The sequence below is a fragment of the Streptomyces sp. NPDC087859 genome, assembly GCF_044742595.1.
GTDB classification, from domain to species: Bacteria; Actinomycetota; Actinomycetes; order Streptomycetales; family Streptomycetaceae; genus Streptomyces; species Streptomyces canus_F.
This window is the reverse complement of the sequence record NZ_JBIUUU010000006.1, coordinates 162,543-179,921: the sequence shown is the minus strand read 5'-3', so window position 1 is coordinate 179,921 and position 17,379 is coordinate 162,543. Positions and strand designations below refer to the sequence as shown.

Genomic DNA, 17,379 nt, shown 5'->3' with positions numbered 1-17,379 from the left:
TGCTTACGGCTGGAAGCGCAGCACCTGCGGGTCGTGGTCGCTGATCTGGTCGTTGAACTCCGAGTTGACGTGCACGCTGTCGTACTCGAAGTCGCAGGACTTCCGGATCGAGGGGCTGACCAGGATCTGGTCCAGGACCTGGGCGTTGCCCTGGTAGACGTACGAGTAACGCTCGCTCTTCGGCAGCGACTTGATCGCCGACCAGAGGGCGCCGTCGGTCTCCAGGATCTTGGCGGTGTCGGAGAACTCGAAGTCGTTGATGTCGCCGAGGGCGATGACGTCCGCGTTCTTCTGGGTGGCGAGGACGTCCTTGACGAACGTGTTCACCGCGGTCGCCTGGAGGTGGCGCTGCGTCTCCGAGCTGCGCGGCACCGGCTGGTACTGCGAGGTCAGGCCGTAGTCGCCGCCCTTGGAGTTGAAGTGGTTGGCGATCACGAAGACCGTCCTGCCCCGGAAGACGAACTCGCCGACCAGCGGCTTGCGGCTGTTCGCCCAGGCCGTGTTCGCCGGGTCGATACGGCCCGGGGAGACCGTCAGGGCGGCCTTGTCCTTCTCCTTGGTGACGCCGACGGCGGTGGTGGCGTCGCCGCCCGCGCGGTCGGTGAAGGAGACCCGCTCCGGGTTGAAGAGGAACACCTGGCGGATGTTGCCGCCGGGCTCGCCGCCGTCGGTGCCGTTCGCCGGGTCGATGGAGCGCCAGTCGTACGCCGGGCCGCCCGTGGCGACGATCGCGTCGATCAGCTTCTGCACCGTCTGGTCGGCGGCGACCGTGCCGTCGTTCGTCGCGCCGTTGTTGTCCTGGATCTCCTCCAGGGACACGATGTCGGGCGACTGGAGGTTGTGCACGATCGCGGCGGCGTGCTCGGCGAAGGTGTTGTCGGACGGGTCGAGGTTCTCGACGTTGTACGTCGCGACCGCCAGCTCGCCCTTCTTCTGCTTCTCGGTCGTCTCACGGGCCACGCCGGCGCTCTGCAGGGTGCCGATCGTGTTGGCGACGAGGGTGTAGCCGCCGAACTGGTTGTAGTCCAGCGGGCCGGAGGTGGCGCCCGTCAGGACGTCACCGACGTTCGCCTTCGGGAAGGCGGAGGTCGCGCCGAGGGACTGGATCTGGATGCGGCCCGTGTTCTGGGAGTCGTAGGAGCCGTAGACCGTGCCGCCGCGGCGGTTGGCGTTCTCGCGCGGCTTCACCGTGACCCAGAGCTCGGTGTACGGGTCGGTGGCGCCGGTCACGCGGGCGTCGGCGACCTGGACGTTCTCGCCCTCCAGGGACTCGTAGTAGTCCAGGGCGTACTTCGACGGCTGCAGGGTCAGGCCGTTGACGGAGTTGTTCGCGGCGCTGTCGCCCGCCGGGGCGTACGCGGCCGGCACCGACTTGGCGCCGATGACCTTCGCGGCCGGGACGGCGTTGCCGCTGGAGACGACGGTGAACGTCGGCTTGGTGATCTCGGTGATCGACTGGTTGCCGGAGGCGGCGCCGGCCGGGACGAACTCCGAGACCGTGCCCGAGACCGTGACGAGGTCGCCGACGGCGACGCCCTTCGGGGTGGAGCTGGTGAAGACGAAGACGCCCTCACTGGTGGCCGGGTCGGCGTCGGCGTTCGGGTCCTGGATCCAGAAGCCTCTGGAGGAGCCGTAGGTGCGGATGCCGGTGACGATTCCGGACACATCCGTGACGGCCTTGCCCGCGTACGGGGATATGCGCGTGGCGCCCTGAATGTCATGGATGGCCACGGAGTCCGCGTGCGCGGGAGAGGTCAGGACGATGGTGGACGCCGCGGAACACACGGCGGCGACGGTGAGCGCGGCGAGGCGCGCAGAGGACTTGCTCGGCAACGGGATCCCTCCGGGGACGTGCGTAAGCGCCGGGACGAGGGTGAAGCGTGTGTGGAGCCGAACCGGTGGGGCGGTGCGACGCGCGTAGAAAATTACAGTGAACACATGTCCAGCAGATTTCTACGCGCGTAATCTCCTGCCTGGTCAGGCCACTTGTCAAGGTTTCGGCCATGTACGCGGCCCGACGGGTAGATGAACCGGGCGGCATGGGTGGAAATCCGTCTAGGCTGAGCGGCTGAGTGGTCACGCCGCGCCTCTAGGAGAACCAGCCGATGTCAGACAGCTCCCCCTTGCCGCCGGTGCGGCTGCATCCCGAAGCGGAGCTGGCGCGGGACGCGTTGTCCACGCCGTTGCTGTCCCGGGCCGCCCGGCTCGCCCGCTGGGCGGGCCCCGACACCCGCGTCGACGCCGGCGGCGAGCTCGTCGAGGAGCAGCTGCCCGCCGCCGCCGAGCTGCTCGGCCTCACCGGGGACGACGCCGCCGCCTGGGCGAGCGAGGCCTGGCGGGTCGCCGTCGACACCGGGCTCGTCGAGATCACCGACGAGGAAGCGGGCACCGTCGCCGCGGGCGAGGAGCTCGCCCTGCTCACCGGCGGCGCACCGCACGACGTGCTCGCCGTGTGGCAGACGGCGCTGGAGACGGTGCTCGCCGACGCGAGCGTGCCCGACCTGGACGACCTGCTCGACGCGGTGAACCCGGAGGAAGAGGTCACGGAGATCGACCTCTCCTCGCTGGACTGGGACCCGGAGGCGGAGGCCGAGTTCCTCGACGGGGTGCTCGGCAACCTGTATCTGCTGACCGTCAACGAGGAAGGGCCCGGCGACGGACCCGTGCCGCTGCCCGCGCTCGCCGCCTCCATGATCGTGCCCAGCGACATGGGGGAGCCCACCAACGACGTCCTGGAGCAGGTCTCCGACGCGATGATGCGCCTCGACGACCAGTTCCGGCTCCTGGAGCCGGTCGGTCTGGTCGAGTACCAGCCCGTCGACGAGGCGCTCATGGCCGACGCCGACGAGGAGCCCGCCGCCCCGGTCGACGACACCGACGTGTCCCGGTACGGCATGGTGCGGCTCACCCCGCTCGGCCTGTACGGGCTGCGGACGCGGCTGCAGGAGGCCGGATTCCCGGCGCCCGCCGTCGGGGACCTCGCCGACAAGGGCGCGGACGCGCTGCTCGACGGCACCGCCCACTTCCCGCCCGCCGCCGCGCAGGCCGAGACCGAACAGTGGCTCGCGCGACGCGAACCCCTCGCCGCGGCACGGGAGTTGCTGGCGGCCGCGCGGGGCGGGGACGCCGGGGCGCCGCTGCGCAGGCTGCGGTGCCAGCAGGCGTTGTCGCTGGTGGGCGCCACTGCCGAGCCCGCCCTGCGGGACGTGCTCGAGGACGCGGAGCTCGGCGGTCTGGCCCGGGTCTGGCTGAGCGAGCAGGGCGCCTCCGACGTTCCGCCGCCGTCCGAGTCGATGATCTTCTGGCTGACCGTCGACACGGTCGCCGCGCAGCTCGCGGCCGAAGGCAACTCCGACGAGCTGAGGGCACTGGTCGAGGGACTGGCCCAGCAGCACAGCGGGTTCTTCTCGGCGGCCTGGCGGGTGGATCACCCGGCGACCGCGGATGTGCTGGAGGCGATGGGGCGGCTGCATCCGGACAAGAAGATCGCGAAGGAAGCGCGGAAGGCGGCCTTCAAGGCGCGTTCCCAGCAGGGGAGTTGACGCGACTGTGGCGGGGAGGTCGCCGGCCTCCCCGCCACAGCACTTACTCGTTCACCGCTTCAGCGGTTCACTGCCTCAGCAGTGGTACCTCGTCGTGTGCTTGAAGGACGACGTCGCCCCGTTGAAGCCGTACGTACCCCGGTAGGCCGACGGGTTCTGGAACTCGCCGACGAGGGTCATCGTGTGGGCGTGAGAGCCCTGGCCGGTGCGCTTCGCGTCCAGGCGAATCGTTTCGCCCATGAAGCCGCCCGTGATGTCCCAGGGGGCGCCGCTGATGCCGGAGGTGATCTTGCCGCTGGTCACGACGTGCGGGTAGGTGTTGGGGTTGTACTTCACCTCCATGGCGAAGGTCACCGTCCCGTTGTGCAGTTCCAGCTTGGCGGACGTGGAGACCGCCTCGGGGGACACGTCCTGAGGTGCGGCGAACGCCTCGTCACGCGTCTTGACTTCCGCGCCCTGGGGGTTGTGGAAGCGGTGTTCGGAGCCGGCTTGGCTCTTCTGCCGCTTGGTCTGCGTGGTCATGCTGATTCCCTCTTCCTGTGCGGGTCTTGAGTGACCGTCAGGCCAGCTGCTCGGCGATCTCCACCCGCAGCAGTGCGCGAACGTTCTCGATGTGGTTGGCCACGGTGACGACCGAGGAGCCCGCGAAGAGCAGACCGGTCGCGACGTTGTCGAGGGAGGTCACCAGCGAACCGGAGTCGCCGCCCGCCGAGATGGCCGTCGTCAGGATCTGGTCCTTGAACCTGGCCGTGCCCGCCGTGCCGTAGCCGACGTCGATCGTGGCGTCGGTCGCGATGATCCGGCCGAAGCTGATGTTCGTCGTACGGCCGGTCTTCTTCACCAGGTCGCCTACCGCGACGTTGGCCTTGCGCCGCCAGGCACGCGGCGTACCGCTGAAGTACTGCTCACGGCTGACGTCCTGGAACTCCACCGCACCGAGCGCGCAGTCCACGACGTTGTTGTGGCGCTCCACCGGGATCTGCGGCGCGAACTGGATCGGGATGAACCGGTCCAGGGTCGCGATCCGGTCCGCCGGGTCCGTGCCGCCGTCGAACGCTCCGGGCTGCAGGATCGAGCTGCCCAGCTGCGCGCGGTTGGAGTCGGCCAGCACGTGGTTGTTGGAGAGGATGTAGAACTTCGACGGTGTGCCGAGGCCGGGACCCGGCGGGTCCACGGAGGCGCCCGGCAGGAAGTCGTACACCACGCTGCCCAGCGTGCCAGCGGTCACCCGTACGTTGCCGACCGAGAAGCCGGAGGGAGACGGGCGCATACGGCGCTTGAGGAGCTGCGGCTCGAACTGTCCGAGCCCGCTGAGCTCTTCCAGCAACGGCTGCGAGAGGCCCGCGAGTTGCTCGGCCACGCTGCCGTCGGACCGGTAGGAGGCGCCGCGGTCCTCGGAGCGGTCCGAGGTCCTGCGCTGCTGCTGACGCTGCGCGGCGACATGGCCGACCGCGATCACGTCGGTGGGGGTTCCGTCGTCCATCATCTGCGGGACGACATCCCGCTCGGGGAGCTGGGACTCCGGAACCTTCTGGGTCACGAACACCAGCACGGCCGCCTCGCCCGTGGGCTGTCCGTCGATCCACTTCACGCCGTGGCCGAAGCCTACGACGTTGGCCAGCGGCGACTGTGCCCGCAGGAAGTCTGAATTCGCTTGCTGGCGGGAGCTGTCACTCAGCTGACCACCAGTCGGTCCTCGCATCATTTCGGGCTGGCTCACGCCAGGCCACCTCTTCAGTTTTCGTCTCTGGGTTCCTTACGGGCCGCGGCGCGGTGACTCAGCGCGCAGGGCTCACAAGGCTCACAAGTCCTCTGCCTGAGCGCTCACTTCACCGATCGCGAGCACGCGCACCGGTACGCCGTCGAGCTCGTCCGGAACCACGTCTTCTTGAAGGAGCCGGTCACGGGGCACTTTCCGGGTGACGAAGACGATGATCACGTCCTGTCCCGAGTGCTCGTCCCTCCCGGTGCCGACTCCACTCACATGGGCCAGCTTCATGAGCCGGCCTTCGTGGAGGCGACTCACCCGCTTCGCGTCCATCGGGCTCGCCTCCCCTTCGGGTGGTGTGCTCTTCCGGTCTATGTCCCTGGGCTTCGAGAGTCAAGGCATTCTGAAATGAATCACGAATTTCATTACGATTCGCCCCTGTTGACCTTCATTACGAAGATTATTCCGCCCATTGGCTCGAACAGCGGCGATCTGGCGGATTCACGGAAGCGGGGCCCTCGCAGCCGCCCCCTGTTCAACTGCCGTTCAGACGTGGGCGGGACGGTGGCGCCGACCCGAGGTCCCCCACCCTCCAGGCCACCCACCGTCACAGGAGACACCATGTCGCTCACCCGCAGGGACTTCGCCGCGAAATCCGCGATCACCGGTGCCGGGGTCGCCCTGGCCGGCAGCGTCGGCGCCCTCGCCACCGCGCCCAACGCACTCGCGGCCACCGACATCGAGAGCCAGGGAGCGGAGGCCGCGGGCGGCCACGGCGGTGTCGGCTACGGGCCGCTGATCCCCGACCCCGACGGCATCCTCGCGCTGCCCGCCGGATTCAAGTACCGCGTCATCACCTACAGCGGGAAGACCAAGCTGGAGTCCGGCGAGATCACGCCCTCCAACCACGACGGCACGGCCACCTTCGCGGGCCCCCGCGGCACCACCCTCCTCGTCAACAACCACGAGCTGAAGGGCCCGCGCGCCAACTGGACGTACCCCGTGCCGCTCACCGAGGGCCTCGTCTACGACCCCGCCGCGTCCGGCGGCTGCACCGTCGTCGAGGTCCGCCCCGACGGACAGGTCGCCGAGTGGGTCGGCATCGCCGGCACCTCCACCAACTGCGCGGGCGGCACCACCCCTTGGGGCACCTGGCTCACCGGCGAGGAGACCGAGGACAAGGCCGGCCAGAACGGCATGACCAAGGACCACGGCTACGTCTTCGAGGTCGACCCCGCCGACCGCCGCGCCAACCGCGACCCCAAGCCCGTCAAGGCGTTCGGCCGGTACGCCCACGAGGCGGTCGTCATCGACCCCAAGCGCGACCACGCCTACCTCACCGAGGACGCCTCGGGCCCCAACGGCCTGCTCTTCCGCTGGACCCCGCCGCAGGGCTTCCGGCACGGCCGCGGCAAGCTGCGCACCCTCGCCGACGACGCCGGCGTCCTCCAGGCGTTCAAGTGCTTCGACTCCGGCGGCAAGTTCGTCGACGACCTCTCCCGCGCCACGAGGATCGGCACGGTCTACGGCGTCGACTGGATCGACGTCCCCGACCGCGACGCCAGGACCGTCCCCGTCCGCAAGCAGTTCACCGACGGCCAGGTCACCCGCGCCCGCAAGCTGGAGGGCATGTGGTGGGGCGACGGCGGCACCTACATCGTCTCCTCCTACGCCCGTGACGAGAGCCCCGTCCAGCACGACGGCGCCGTCTGGTTCTACGACCCCAAGCGCCGCACCCTGACCCTGAAGGTCCTCCTCGGCGTGAACCCCGACCCGTCCGTCGACGGCGCCTTCGACGGCCCCGACAACATCACCGTCTCCCCCTACGGCGGCCTCGTCATCGCCGAGGACGGCGAGGGCGTCCAGCACCTGTTCGGCGCCACCGACAGCGGCCGCACCTACCCCATCGCCCGCAACGAACTCAACATCGGCACCGAAGAGGAGCCCGAGTACAGCGAGTTCACCGGCGTCACCTTCTCGCCCAGCGGCCGGACGCTGTACGCCAACATCCAGACGCCCGGAATCATGCTCGCCATCACCGGCCCCTGGAAGCGCCAGAAGCGCGGGTAATTAATTCGCTCGCCCGTTCCGCGGCCGCCCTCCTACAGTGATGAACGTCCAGGTGCGAAGGCAGGACCTACTTCCACTGATAATGGGGCGGCCGCGGGTTCGAGTCCCGCCACCGGTACAACGCGCCGGTGTAGCTCAGGGGTTAGAGCACCTAATGTCGGTTCCGCCGACCTGAACTCTGGACACCACAACTTCATGCACCTCCCGGTGCGAACCATTTGATCTCGGGGAGGCGCAGCTCAAGGTGGGTGCCCGGTGCGCAGGCAGCGGATACTTCGGGAACTGGTGGGGGCGAGTCCCTCGTGCGGGTTCGAATCCCGTCATCGGCCCAGGGTCGGTGTGGCGGAACGGAAGACGCGCCAGTCATAAGCAACCGCAGTCGACTTCGACCTCGGACACCCTCCTTTTGCTGCGCCTCCCTCCGAAACGGAAATGAATTCGGGGGAATTCACCATGGCGCGATTCAACAAGAAGGCGGCACGAGCCCAGCCCACCTCGCGTGTCACCTCCACCGGACGAGTACTCCGGTCGTACGAGGGCGGCCGCGGCCATGAGCGAGACGCGCGTTCCGAACTCTTTCTGCTGGCGATCGCCAACTTCGTCTCGCAGCAGACCTTCTACGAGTCCGGCGCCGACCGTGACGACCGTTTCGCGCGCCTCGTGCGGCAGCTCGCCGTCGAGGACCCCGCGTGGACGGCCGGCCTGCTCGGCTGGCTGCGCGGCGAGGGCAACCTCCGTACGGCCTCGATCGTGGGCGCCGCCGAGTACGTGAAGGCACGCCTGGACGCGGGCGTCACCGACGGCCCGGCCAACCGGCAGGTCATCGCCTCGGTGCTGCGGCGCCCGGACGAGCCCGGCGAGCTGCTCGGGTACTGGACGGCGACGTACGGCCGCGCGGTGCCCAAGCCCGTCAAGCGCGGAGTCGCCGACGCCGTACAGCGTCTCTACAACGGCAAGTCGCTGCTGAAGTACGACACCGCGTCCAAGGGCTACCGCTTCGGCGACATCCTCAACCTGGTGCACGCGGCGCCCGACGCGGACAAGCCGTGGCAGGGCGAGCTGTTCCGGTACGCGCTCGACCGCCGGCACAACCCGGACACGGCCGTGCCGCCCGCGTCGAACACCGTGCTCACCGCGCACCGCGAGCTGATGGCGCTGCCGGTCGAGCGGCGGCGTGCGGTCATCACGTCCGAGGGCGGCGCCGAGCGGCTGGCGGCGGCCGGGATGACGTGGGAGGCGCTGGCCGGATGGCTCCAGGGCCCGATGGACAAGGCGGCCTGGGAGGCCGTGATCCCGTCCATGGGTGCCATGGCGCTGGTCCGCAACCTGCGCAACTTCGACCAGGCCGGTGTCTCGGACGAGGTCGCGGCCCAGGTCGCGGCGCGCATCAGCGATCCGGCCGAGGTCGCGCGGTCGCGGCAGTTCCCCTTCCGGTACCTGGCCGCGTACCAGCACGCGCCCTCGCTGCGCTGGGCGTACCCGCTGGAGCAGGCGCTCGGCCACTCGCTGGCCAATGTGCCCGCGCTGCCCGGTCGGACGCTGGTCCTGGTCGACCGTTCGGGCTCGATGTGGGCGCGGCTGTCGGACCGCTCGCAGCTCAACCGGGCCGACGCGGCGGCGATCTTCGGTACGGCGCTGGCGCTGCGGGCCGAGCAGGCGGACCTCGTCGAGTTCGGCACCACGAGCCGGAACCTGGCGTACGCCAAGGGCGAGTCGGTGCTGAAGATCCTGGGCCGCTTCGGCGACCTGGGCGGCACCGACACCACCTCGGCGGTCCGTGCGAACTACCGGGGGCAGGACCGGGTGCTGATCGTCACCGACGAGCAGTACACGTTCAACCGGCACGGTGACCCGACCCAGCAGGTCCCCGCCCATGTGCCGGTCTACACCTGGAACCTCGCCGGCTACCGCGCGGGCCACGGCCCCTCGGGCAAGGCGAACCGGCACACGTTCGGTGGTCTCTCGGACGCGGCTTTCCGGATGGTGCCGCTGCTGGAGAGCGCTCGGGACGCCGACTGGCCGTGGGCCGTCTGACCGGTGACCGGCGTGGCCCGCACTTTCACGGGGAGTGCGGGCCACACCCTTGTCCACACCCCTTGTCCGCGCACTTGTCCGCCTCGTGGATTGACATCTAACATTTCAGTTCGTGGAAGCCATACCGCGCACCTTGCTCAGGGACCGCGCCTACGAAGCCATCCGGGACGCCATCGTCGCCGGTGAGCTCGCACCCGGCGCGGTGGTGCGGGACGCCGATCTAGCGGAGCGGCTCGGGCTGTCCCGGGCGCCGGTGCGGGAGGCGTTCTCGCGGCTCGTCGACGAGGGGCTGCTGGAGAGCAAGCCGCAGAGCTATACGCGGGTGACCCCGCTGATGGCCGGTGAGGTGCGGGACGCCGCGGCCGTGGTGGGCGCCATGCACGAACTCGTCACCCGGGTCGCCGTGCCCCGGCTGTTCGCCGCGGACGTCGAGACGATGCGCACGGCCAACGAGCGGTTCGCGGCGGCCGTCGCCGCGGGCGACGTGGACACCGCACTCCAGGCCGACGACGAACTCCACGACGTCCTCGTCCGCGTCAGCGGCAACCGCGCCGCGGCCGCCACCGCCGCCCGCTACACCCCGCTCATCCGCCGGCTGGAGCGACGGCGCTTCGGCGAGGGCGGCGCCTGCCGTTCCGCCGGGCTGCATGAGCGGCTCATCGAGGCCTGTGCGGCCGGTGACGTGGACGGGGCGGTCCGGGTCACGGCCGAGATCTGGCGCGGCCTCGCCGAACTCGCCGACAGCGACTGAACCCGTCCCGGGAGGACCCATGTCCCTTTCCTCGTACGAGCGTTACCCGCTTCTCTTCGGTCCGTCGCCGGTGCACCGGTTGGATCGGCTCACCGCCCACCTCGGCGGCGCGGCGGTCTGGGCCAAGCGTGAGGACTGCAACTCCGGGGTGGCGTACGGGGGGAACAAGACCCGCAAGCTGGAGTACCTGATCGCCGACGCCCTCGCGCAGGGCTGCGACACGCTGGTCTCGATCGGTGGTGTGCAGTCCAACCACACCCGTCAGGTCGCGGCCTGTGCCGCCCGCGCGGGGCTCAAGTGCGTCCTGGTGCAGGAGAGTTGGGTGGACTGGCCGGACGCCGTGTACGACAAGGTCGGCAACATCCTGATCAGCCGGCTCGCCGGGGCCGACGTACGGCTGGTGAAGGCCGGGTTCGGGATCGGGTTCAAGGAGAGCTGGGAGCAGGCGCTCAGGGAGGTCGAGGAGTCGGGCGGCAAGCCCTACGCCATCCCCGCCGGCGCCTCCGACCACCCGCTCGGCGGTCTCGGTTTCGCCGGATGGGCGTACGAAGTCGCCGAGCAGGAACGGGAGTCGGGGGTCTTCTTCGACACCGTGGTGGTGTGCTCGGTCACCGGGTCCACCCAGGCGGGGATGGTCGCCGGGTTCGCCGCCCTGGAGGAGGCGGGGGCGCGGCCGCGCCGGGTGCTCGGCATCGACGCGTCCGCGAAGCCCGCCGCCACCCGTGAGCAGATCGCCCGGATCGCCCACAACACGGGGCAACTCATCGGCGTCAAGCGGGAGTTGACTGAAGCGGACGTGGAGCTGGACGACCGGTACCACGCGGGTGTCTACGGCATCCCCGACGAGACCACCCTCGCGGCGATGCGGCTCGCCGCCCGCACCGAGGGGATGGTCACCGACCCCGTGTACGAGGGGAAGTCGATGGCCGGCCTCGTCGATCTCGTGGAGCGCGGGGAGATCGGGCGGGACTCCACCGTCCTGTACGCCCACCTGGGCGGGCAGCCCGCGCTGAACGCCTACAGCGCGCTCTTCTGAGCTGAGACGGGCGTCGGCGCACCGGTCCGGCGCACCGGTCCGGCGGTCGGGTCCGGCCGGGGGACGACACCGGCCGGACCCGCGACCGCTACAGGGCCTGAGCGGCCGGCTTCACCATTCCGCGCACCGTGCGGGACTTCACGAAGTCACCCATCGCCGTCATCTCCCACTCGCCGGAGAACTGGCGGATCAGCTTGGCCATCATCACGCCGGTCTGGGCCTCGGCGCCGGTGAGGTCGAAGCGGACGAGTTCCTCGCCGGTCGTGGCGTCCAGCAGCCGGCAGTAGGCCTTGGCGACCTCGGTGAACTTCTGCCCGGAGAAGGAGTTGACGGTGAAGACCAGTCCGCTGACCTCCTGCGGCAGCCGTCCGAGGTCGACGGTGATGACTTCGTCGTCCCCGCCGCCCTCGCCGGTGAGGTTGTCGCCCGAGTGGCGGATGGCGCCGCCCACGATCTGGAGCTTGCCGAAGTAGCAGCTGTCGACGTGGTTGCGCTGCGGTCCGTACGCGATGACCGAGGCGTCCAGGTCGATGTCCTTGCCGCGGTACGCCGGCTCCCAGCCGAGGCCCATCTTGACCGAGGAGAGCAGGGGGCGGCCGCCCTTGACGAGGGACACCGTCTGGTTCTTCTGGAGGCTGACGCGGCCCTTGTCGAGGTTGATCTTCCCCGCGCCGGGCGCGTGCGCGGGCGGCGGCGGGGTCGCCGGAGTGGTCATCGGCGGGGCGGGCGGGGTCACGGGGGTCTGGACGGTGGGCTGCGGCGGGGCGACGGGGGCGGCCGGCTGGGGCGGAGCCACGGGGGCCGGTTCCTCCACGCTCACGCCGAAGTCGGTGGCGATGCCGGCCAGGCCGTTGGAGTAGCCCTGGCCCACCGCGCGCGCCTTCCACGCGCCGTTGCGCAGGTAGATCTCCACGACCACCAGCGCGGTCTCGGCGCCGAGCTGCGGGGGTGTGAAGGTGGCCAGCACGGCGTTGTCGTCGGCGCTGCGGATCGTCGCCGTCGGTTCGACGCCCTGGAAGGTCTGGCCGGCGGCGTCCGGGCTGGCGGTGACGACGATCTTCTCGATGCCGGGCGGGAGCGCGGCGGTGTCGACGACGATCGCGTCCGGGGCGGTGCCGCCGCCGGAGCGGTACGTCACGCCCGGGCCGTTGGGTTGGTTGTAGAAGATGAAGTCGTCGTCGGAGCGCACCTTGCCATCGGCGGTGAGCAGCAGGCCCGATACGTCGAGCCGCACCGGGGCGGCGACGTCCACCGTCACGCGCGCGGTGGAGAGAGGGATGTTCGAGCCGGGGGTCATAGCTGTCATGCCCGGTGAACGATCGAGCCCGCTTTACCGTTCCCTTACCTGCGACCGATCGGGTCAGCGGCGGTTTCTGGGGTGGTTGCGGGCGGTGCGTTCATTTCCTCGCTTGTAGTTTCCGGTCCAGCGGGCCATGACGAGCTGGGGGTCGGAGGAGGACTCGACCTCGGCGAGGAACTGGGCGGCTCGGGGGCCGTGGAGGGTGGTGGCGGGGCGGTTGTGGTGGGTGATGTGGACGGTTCCGTTGGTGTGGGCCTCGTAGAGGAATCCATGGGGGCTTGGCATGCGGGGATGGTAGGGGGCCGGTGGGGGCGGGCCCCAACGGTTTTTCGCCCCCGCCGCCCCTACCCGTCCCATCCCTGGGGGCTGCCGCCCCCAGACCCCCGCTTCGGCCCCGAAAGGGCCTCGTCCTCAAACGCCGGACGGGCTGGAAGATGCGGGCCGGCGTCGAGAGGCGAAGCCCCTGGCGGGTGGGTGGGGGTGCGGGGCGGCGAGTCCTTGTGGTGCGTCCCTGGCGGGTGGGTGGGGGTGCGGGGCGGCGAGTCCTCGTGGTGCGTCCCCGGTGGGTGGGTGGGGGGTTAGGGGCGGCGTCAGCCTCGTTCCGGGATGTCGGAGGGGCTGGGCTGTATTCAGCCCCTCCGGCGTTTGAGGAGCGGGGGTCCAGGGGGCAGCGCCCCCTGGGGGCGGGGTCGAAGGGGCGGCAGCCCCTGGAGGACGGGAACGGGTAGGGGCGGCGGGGGCGAGGAAAGTCCCTACGGCACCACCACGATCTTCCTGCCCACGCCCGCCGCGAACTGGTTCAGTGCCTCCGGGTACCGGTCCAGTGGGATGCGGTCGCTGATGAAGATCTCGGGGTCGAGGACGCCGTTCGCGAAGAGTTCCGCCGCGCGTTCGAAGCTGTGCAGGACCGCCATCGAGCCGGTGATGGTGATCTCCTGGTTGTAGATGCGGTAGGGATCGATCGTGACGCGCGTCGCGTAGTCGGCCACGCCGAACTGGAGGAAGGTGCCCGCCTTCGCCACCCGCTCCAGCCCGTCCTGGATCGCCGCCGCGTTGCCCGTCGCGTCGACGACCACGTCCCAGCCCTGAGGCCGCTCGAGCTCGTCCGCGTTCGCCGCCGAGGACGAGACGCCCAGCCGACGGGCCGTCTCCAGACGGGCCGGGTTCACATCCACCACGTCCACGCTCGCCGCACCGGTCCGCTTCGCCAGCTCCAGCATCATCAGCCCCATGGTTCCGGAGCCGTAGATCAGGACGTGGGCGCCGAGGCGGGACTGGAGGACGTCGTAGCCGCGGACCGCGCAGGAGAGCGGTTCCACCAGTGCCGCGTCCTGGGTGCGCACATGCTCGGGCAGCTTCACGCAGTTCGCCACCGGGGCCACCGCGTACTGCGCCGCGCCTCCGGCCGTGGTCACCCCGATCGCCGCCCAGCGTTCGCAGAGGTTGTTGTGGCCGGTACGGCAGTGGCGGCACTCGTAGCAGTACAGGGACGGGTCCACCGCCACCCGGTCACCCACCGACAGTTCCGTCACCTGCCGGCCGACCCCCACCACCTCGCCCGCGAACTCGTGCCCCGGCACGATCGGCAGCTTCGGCGCGAACTCGCCCTGGAGGATGTGCAGGTCGGTGCCGCACAGACCGCACGCGGCGACCTCGACGACGACCTCGCGCGGACCCGGCGTCGGGTCCGGGACCTCGGCGACGACGGCACGGCCCACGGACTCGATGACGGCGGCCTTCATTTCACGGCTCCCAACGACAGACCCTGGACCAGCTTGTCCTGGGCGGCGAACCCCGCGGCGAGCACCGGCAGGGAGATGACGAGCGACGCGGCGCACACCTTCGCCAGGAACAGGCCCTGGCTGGTGATGAAGCCGGTCAGGAAGACGGGGGCGGTCTCCGCCACCACGCCGGTCAGGACCCTCGCGAACAGCAGCTCGTTCCAGCTGAAGATGAAGCAGATCAGCGCCGTCGCGGCGATTCCCGGGAGGGCGATCGGGGCGACCACGCGCGCCAGGATCGTCGGGAGCCGCGCGCCGTCCACCCTGGCCGCCTCGATGATCGCCACGGGCACCTCGGCCAGGAACGACTGCATCATCCAGACCGCGATCGGCAGGTTCATGGAGGTGTAGAGGATGACCAGCAGCCAGATGTTGTCGAGCATGTCCGTGTTCTTGGCGAACAGGTAGATGGGCAGCAGACCCGCCACCACCGGCAGCATCTTCGTCGACAGGAAGAAGAACAGGACGTCCGTCCACTTCTTCACCGGGCGGATCGACAGCGCGTACGCCGCCGGGAGCGCCAGGAGCAGGACGAAGGCCGTCGACGCCAGCGACGCCACCGTCGAGTTGACCAGCGCCGGCCAGGGGCTCGCGCCGCCGCCCGTGCCGAAGAACTCGCGGTAGCCGTCCAGGGTGAGGGCGGCCCCGAAGGACGGCGGGTTGGTCGCCGCGTCCGTCTCCGAGTGGAAGGACGTCAGGGCCATCCACGCGATGGGGAGGAAGAACGCCACTCCCAGGAACCAGGCCAGCAGGCCCAGGCCAACGCCCTTACGGCGTACGGTCGTTGCACTCATGCCCGACCCGCCTCCTCACGGAACAGGGACGACACCACGCGCAGGGCGAAGGTCGCGATGACGATCGAGCCGATGACCACCAGGACGCCCGCGGCCGAGGCGAGGCCGTTCTCGTGGGCCTGGTAGAAGCTCTGGTAGACGGTGTAGGGGAGGTTGGCGGTGCCGAGGCCGCCCGACGTGATGGTGAAGACCGCGTCGAAGTTCTGGACGATGTAGATCGAGCCCAGCAGGGCGCCGAGTTCGAGGTAGCGGCGCAGGTGCGGGAGCGTCAGATGGCGGAAGATCTGCCAGTCGCTCGCGCCGTCCACCCGTGCCGCCTCGATCTGCTGGGGGTCGCGGCTCTGGAGGCCCGCCAGCAGGATCAGCATCATGAACGGGGTCCACTGCCAGACCAGCGAGGCCTCGACCGCCAGCAGCGGGGTGTTGGAGATCCAGTCCGGCTGTGGGCCGCCCACATAGTGCAACAACCCGTTGAGCAGACCGTATTCGGGGTTGTAGAGCACATGCTTCCAGAGCAGGGCCGCCGCCACGGGGACGACGAGGAAGGGGGCGATCAGGAGCGTGCGGACCACGCCGCGGCCCTTGAACCGACGGTCCAGCAGGAGCGCCAGGGCCAGGCCCAGGACCAGGCTGACCAGGACCACCGTCGCCGTCAGCAGGGCGGTCGTCCAGACGGAGTGGCGCAGGTCCGCGTCCGTCAGGACCTGGCGGTAGTTGTCGAGGCCGGTGAAGTGCCGGGCCTTCGGGTACAGGGCGTTCCAGTCGAAGAACGAGATCACCAGCGTGGCCACGAACGGGAGCTGGGTGACCACGATCATGAAGATCAGGGCGGGCAGGAGCGGGGCCCGGGTGGCCCAGTTGCGCAGACGGGCCGACGGCTGACGGGTGGTGCGTACGGGAGTGGCGGCTATCGGAGCCGTAGTCGTCGCTGTCATCGTCCCTCGTACTCCTCGGAGATCTTCTCGGCGAGCCGCTGGGACTTCTCCAGCGCCGACTCGACGGACTGGCGTCCGGCGATGGCCGCGCTGATCTCCTGGGAGACCTTGGTGCCGAGATCGGTGAACTCGGGGATGCCGACGAACTGGATGCCGGGCGCGGGACGCGGCTGCACCCCCGGGTCATTCGGCCGCGCGCCTTCGATGGCCTCCTTGGTCATCTCCTGGAAGGCGGCGGCCTCTTTGACGTACGCCGGATTCGTGTACGTCGACGCGCGCTTGCCGGCCGGGACGTTGGACCAGCCGATCTGGTCGCCGACCAGCTGTTCGTACTGTTTGCCGGAGGCCCAGGACACGAACTTCCAGGCCTTGTCGGGGTTGCGGGAGGCGTCCTGGATGCCCCAGGCCCAGGTGTAGAGCCAGCCGGAGGACTTCGTCTCCTCGACGGGGGCGGGGGCGTAGCCGACCTTGCCCTTGACGGGGGAGTCGTTCGCCTCCAGGGAACCGGCGGCGCTCGTGGCGTCGTACCACATGGCGACCTTGCCCTGGGTCATGTTGTTGAGGCACTCGGCGAAGCCGGACTGGGGCGCTCCCGACTCGCCGTGCTCGCGGACGAGGTCGACATAGAACTTGGTCGCCTTCTCCCACTCGGGGGAGTCGAGCCGGGCCTTCCAGTTCTGGTCGAACCAGGTGCCGCCGAAGGTGTTCACGATGGTCGTCAGGGGCGCCATCACCTCGCCCCAGCCCGGCAGTCCGCGCAGGCAGATGCCCTTCATGCCGGACTCGGCGCCGTCCGCCTTCGCGGCCAGGTCGGCCACCTGGGTCCAGGTGGGGTGGGCCGGCATCGTCAGGCCCGCCTTCGCGAAGACGTCCTTGCGGTACATCAGGAAGGAGGACTCGCCGTAGAAGGGCTGGCCGTAGAGCTTGCCGTCGTCGCCGGTCAGGGACTGGCGCATGGGCTTGAGGACGTCCTGCTCGTCGTATGCCGGGTCCTTGGCGACGTAGGAGTCCATCTCGTGCAGCCAGCCGTTGCGGGCGTAGATCGGGATCTCGTAGTTGGAGAGGGTGGCCACGTCGTACTGGCCGGCCTGGTTGGCGAAGTCCTGGCTGATCTTGTCGCGGACGTCGTTCTCGGGCAGGACGGTGAAGTTGACCTTGATGCCGGTCTCTTCGGTGAAGCGGGGGGCGAGTTTCTGCAACTCGGTCATCTGGGGGTTGTTGACCATGAGGACGTTGATCGAGTCGCCGCCCGCCCCCGCCCCGCCGGCGCCGACCCAGCAGCCGGAGAGCAGCGGGGTGAGCAGCGTCCCTGCGGCGGCCAGGGCGAGCGTGGCTCGCGGTGGCCGTCGTCGGCTCTGGGTTCGCATGGATCGCTCCTGGACGTATGGGGAGATAAAGGGCACGGCAAGGTGTGGCGTGCCGTATTGA

Annotated in this window: 15 protein-coding genes; 5 read left to right on the top strand and 10 right to left on the bottom strand. The window is 69.8% G+C overall.

Translation table 11 applies throughout. The annotated features are described in order from the left end of the window. Positions 1 to 3: 3 nt before the first annotated feature. The gene (locus ACIOHP_RS16130) at positions 4 to 1,833 is read right to left on the bottom strand and encodes an endonuclease/exonuclease/phosphatase family protein (RefSeq protein ID WP_401887874.1); all 1,830 of its coding nucleotides are present in this window, start codon (positions 1,831 to 1,833) and stop codon (positions 4 to 6) included. A 272-nt stretch (positions 1,834 to 2,105) separates the two neighbouring features. Here ACIOHP_RS16130 and ACIOHP_RS16125 point away from each other — a divergent pair, with 272 nt between their 5' ends. Then, positions 2,106 to 3,542: a hypothetical protein gene (locus tag ACIOHP_RS16125; protein ID WP_401887872.1), complete on the top strand. Its 1,437-nt coding sequence runs from the start codon at positions 2,106 to 2,108 to the stop codon at positions 3,540 to 3,542. 75 nt (positions 3,543 to 3,617) lie between these two features. Here the strand turns inward: ACIOHP_RS16125 and ACIOHP_RS16120 are convergent, their stop codons facing one another. The 3 genes from ACIOHP_RS16120 to ACIOHP_RS16110 form a co-directional block, all read right to left on the bottom strand. After that, positions 3,618 to 4,064, bottom strand: a complete 447-nt coding sequence (locus ACIOHP_RS16120) for a hypothetical protein (protein WP_401887869.1) — start codon at positions 4,062 to 4,064, stop codon at positions 3,618 to 3,620. 37 nt (positions 4,065 to 4,101) lie between these two features. Then, a complete protein-coding gene (locus tag ACIOHP_RS16115) occupies positions 4,102 to 5,262 on the bottom strand; it encodes a hypothetical protein (RefSeq protein ID WP_361561079.1) in 1,161 nt (386 codons plus the stop codon). Positions 5,263 to 5,343: 81 nt separating this feature from the next. Further along, a complete protein-coding gene (locus tag ACIOHP_RS16110; protein WP_361561077.1) occupies positions 5,344 to 5,583 on the bottom strand; it encodes a hypothetical protein in 240 nt (79 codons plus the stop codon). Between the two features lie 288 nt (positions 5,584 to 5,871). Between ACIOHP_RS16110 and ACIOHP_RS16105 the strand changes: the two genes are divergently transcribed. The 4 genes from ACIOHP_RS16105 to ACIOHP_RS16090 all read left to right on the top strand — a co-directional run bounded on the left by ACIOHP_RS16105 (position 5,872) and on the right by ACIOHP_RS16090 (position 11,141). Continuing rightward, the gene (locus ACIOHP_RS16105) at positions 5,872 to 7,320 is read left to right on the top strand and encodes an alkaline phosphatase PhoX (RefSeq protein ID WP_401887865.1); all 1,449 of its coding nucleotides are present in this window, start codon (positions 5,872 to 5,874) and stop codon (positions 7,318 to 7,320) included. 453 nt (positions 7,321 to 7,773) lie between these two features. Continuing rightward, complete coding sequence (locus ACIOHP_RS16100) at positions 7,774 to 9,354, top strand: TROVE domain-containing protein (RefSeq protein WP_401887863.1); 1,581 nt, start codon at positions 7,774 to 7,776, stop codon at positions 9,352 to 9,354. A 121-nt stretch (positions 9,355 to 9,475) separates the two neighbouring features. Next, complete coding sequence (locus tag ACIOHP_RS16095; protein ID WP_361561095.1) at positions 9,476 to 10,105, top strand: GntR family transcriptional regulator; 630 nt, start codon at positions 9,476 to 9,478, stop codon at positions 10,103 to 10,105. 19 nt (positions 10,106 to 10,124) lie between these two features. Next, entirely contained in the window at positions 10,125 to 11,141 is a 1,017-nt protein-coding gene (locus tag ACIOHP_RS16090; RefSeq protein ID WP_401887860.1) for a 1-aminocyclopropane-1-carboxylate deaminase, read from the top strand. 88 nt (positions 11,142 to 11,229) lie between these two features. Here ACIOHP_RS16090 and ACIOHP_RS16085 read toward each other — a convergent pair whose 3' ends face one another. From ACIOHP_RS16085 to ACIOHP_RS16060, 6 genes are all read right to left on the bottom strand, one after another. Beyond that, complete coding sequence (locus tag ACIOHP_RS16085; protein ID WP_361561093.1) at positions 11,230 to 12,438, bottom strand: TerD family protein; 1,209 nt, start codon at positions 12,436 to 12,438, stop codon at positions 11,230 to 11,232. A 63-nt stretch (positions 12,439 to 12,501) separates the two neighbouring features. Further along, a complete protein-coding gene (locus ACIOHP_RS16080; protein WP_401887857.1) occupies positions 12,502 to 12,726 on the bottom strand; it encodes a hypothetical protein in 225 nt (74 codons plus the stop codon). 467 nt (positions 12,727 to 13,193) lie between these two features. Then, positions 13,194 to 14,183 carry a zinc-dependent alcohol dehydrogenase family protein gene (locus ACIOHP_RS16075; RefSeq protein ID WP_361487929.1) on the bottom strand — a complete coding sequence of 330 codons (990 nt, stop codon included), beginning with the start codon at positions 14,181 to 14,183 and terminating at the stop codon, positions 13,194 to 13,196. After that, positions 14,180 to 15,016 (bottom strand): carbohydrate ABC transporter permease, encoded by an 837-nt coding sequence (locus ACIOHP_RS16070; protein ID WP_361553973.1) that lies wholly within the window; start codon positions 15,014 to 15,016, stop codon positions 14,180 to 14,182. Before ACIOHP_RS16070 ends, ACIOHP_RS16075 begins: the two co-directional genes overlap by 4 nt. Continuing rightward, the gene (locus ACIOHP_RS16065; protein WP_361553970.1) at positions 15,013 to 15,951 is read right to left on the bottom strand and encodes a sugar ABC transporter permease; all 939 of its coding nucleotides are present in this window, start codon (positions 15,949 to 15,951) and stop codon (positions 15,013 to 15,015) included. Before ACIOHP_RS16065 ends, ACIOHP_RS16070 begins: the two co-directional genes overlap by 4 nt. Next, positions 15,948 to 17,318, bottom strand: coding sequence for a sugar ABC transporter substrate-binding protein (locus ACIOHP_RS16060; RefSeq protein ID WP_361553968.1), 1,371 nt, complete (start codon positions 17,316 to 17,318; stop codon positions 15,948 to 15,950). Before ACIOHP_RS16060 ends, ACIOHP_RS16065 begins: the two co-directional genes overlap by 4 nt. Between the last annotated feature and the right edge of the window lie 61 nt (positions 17,319 to 17,379).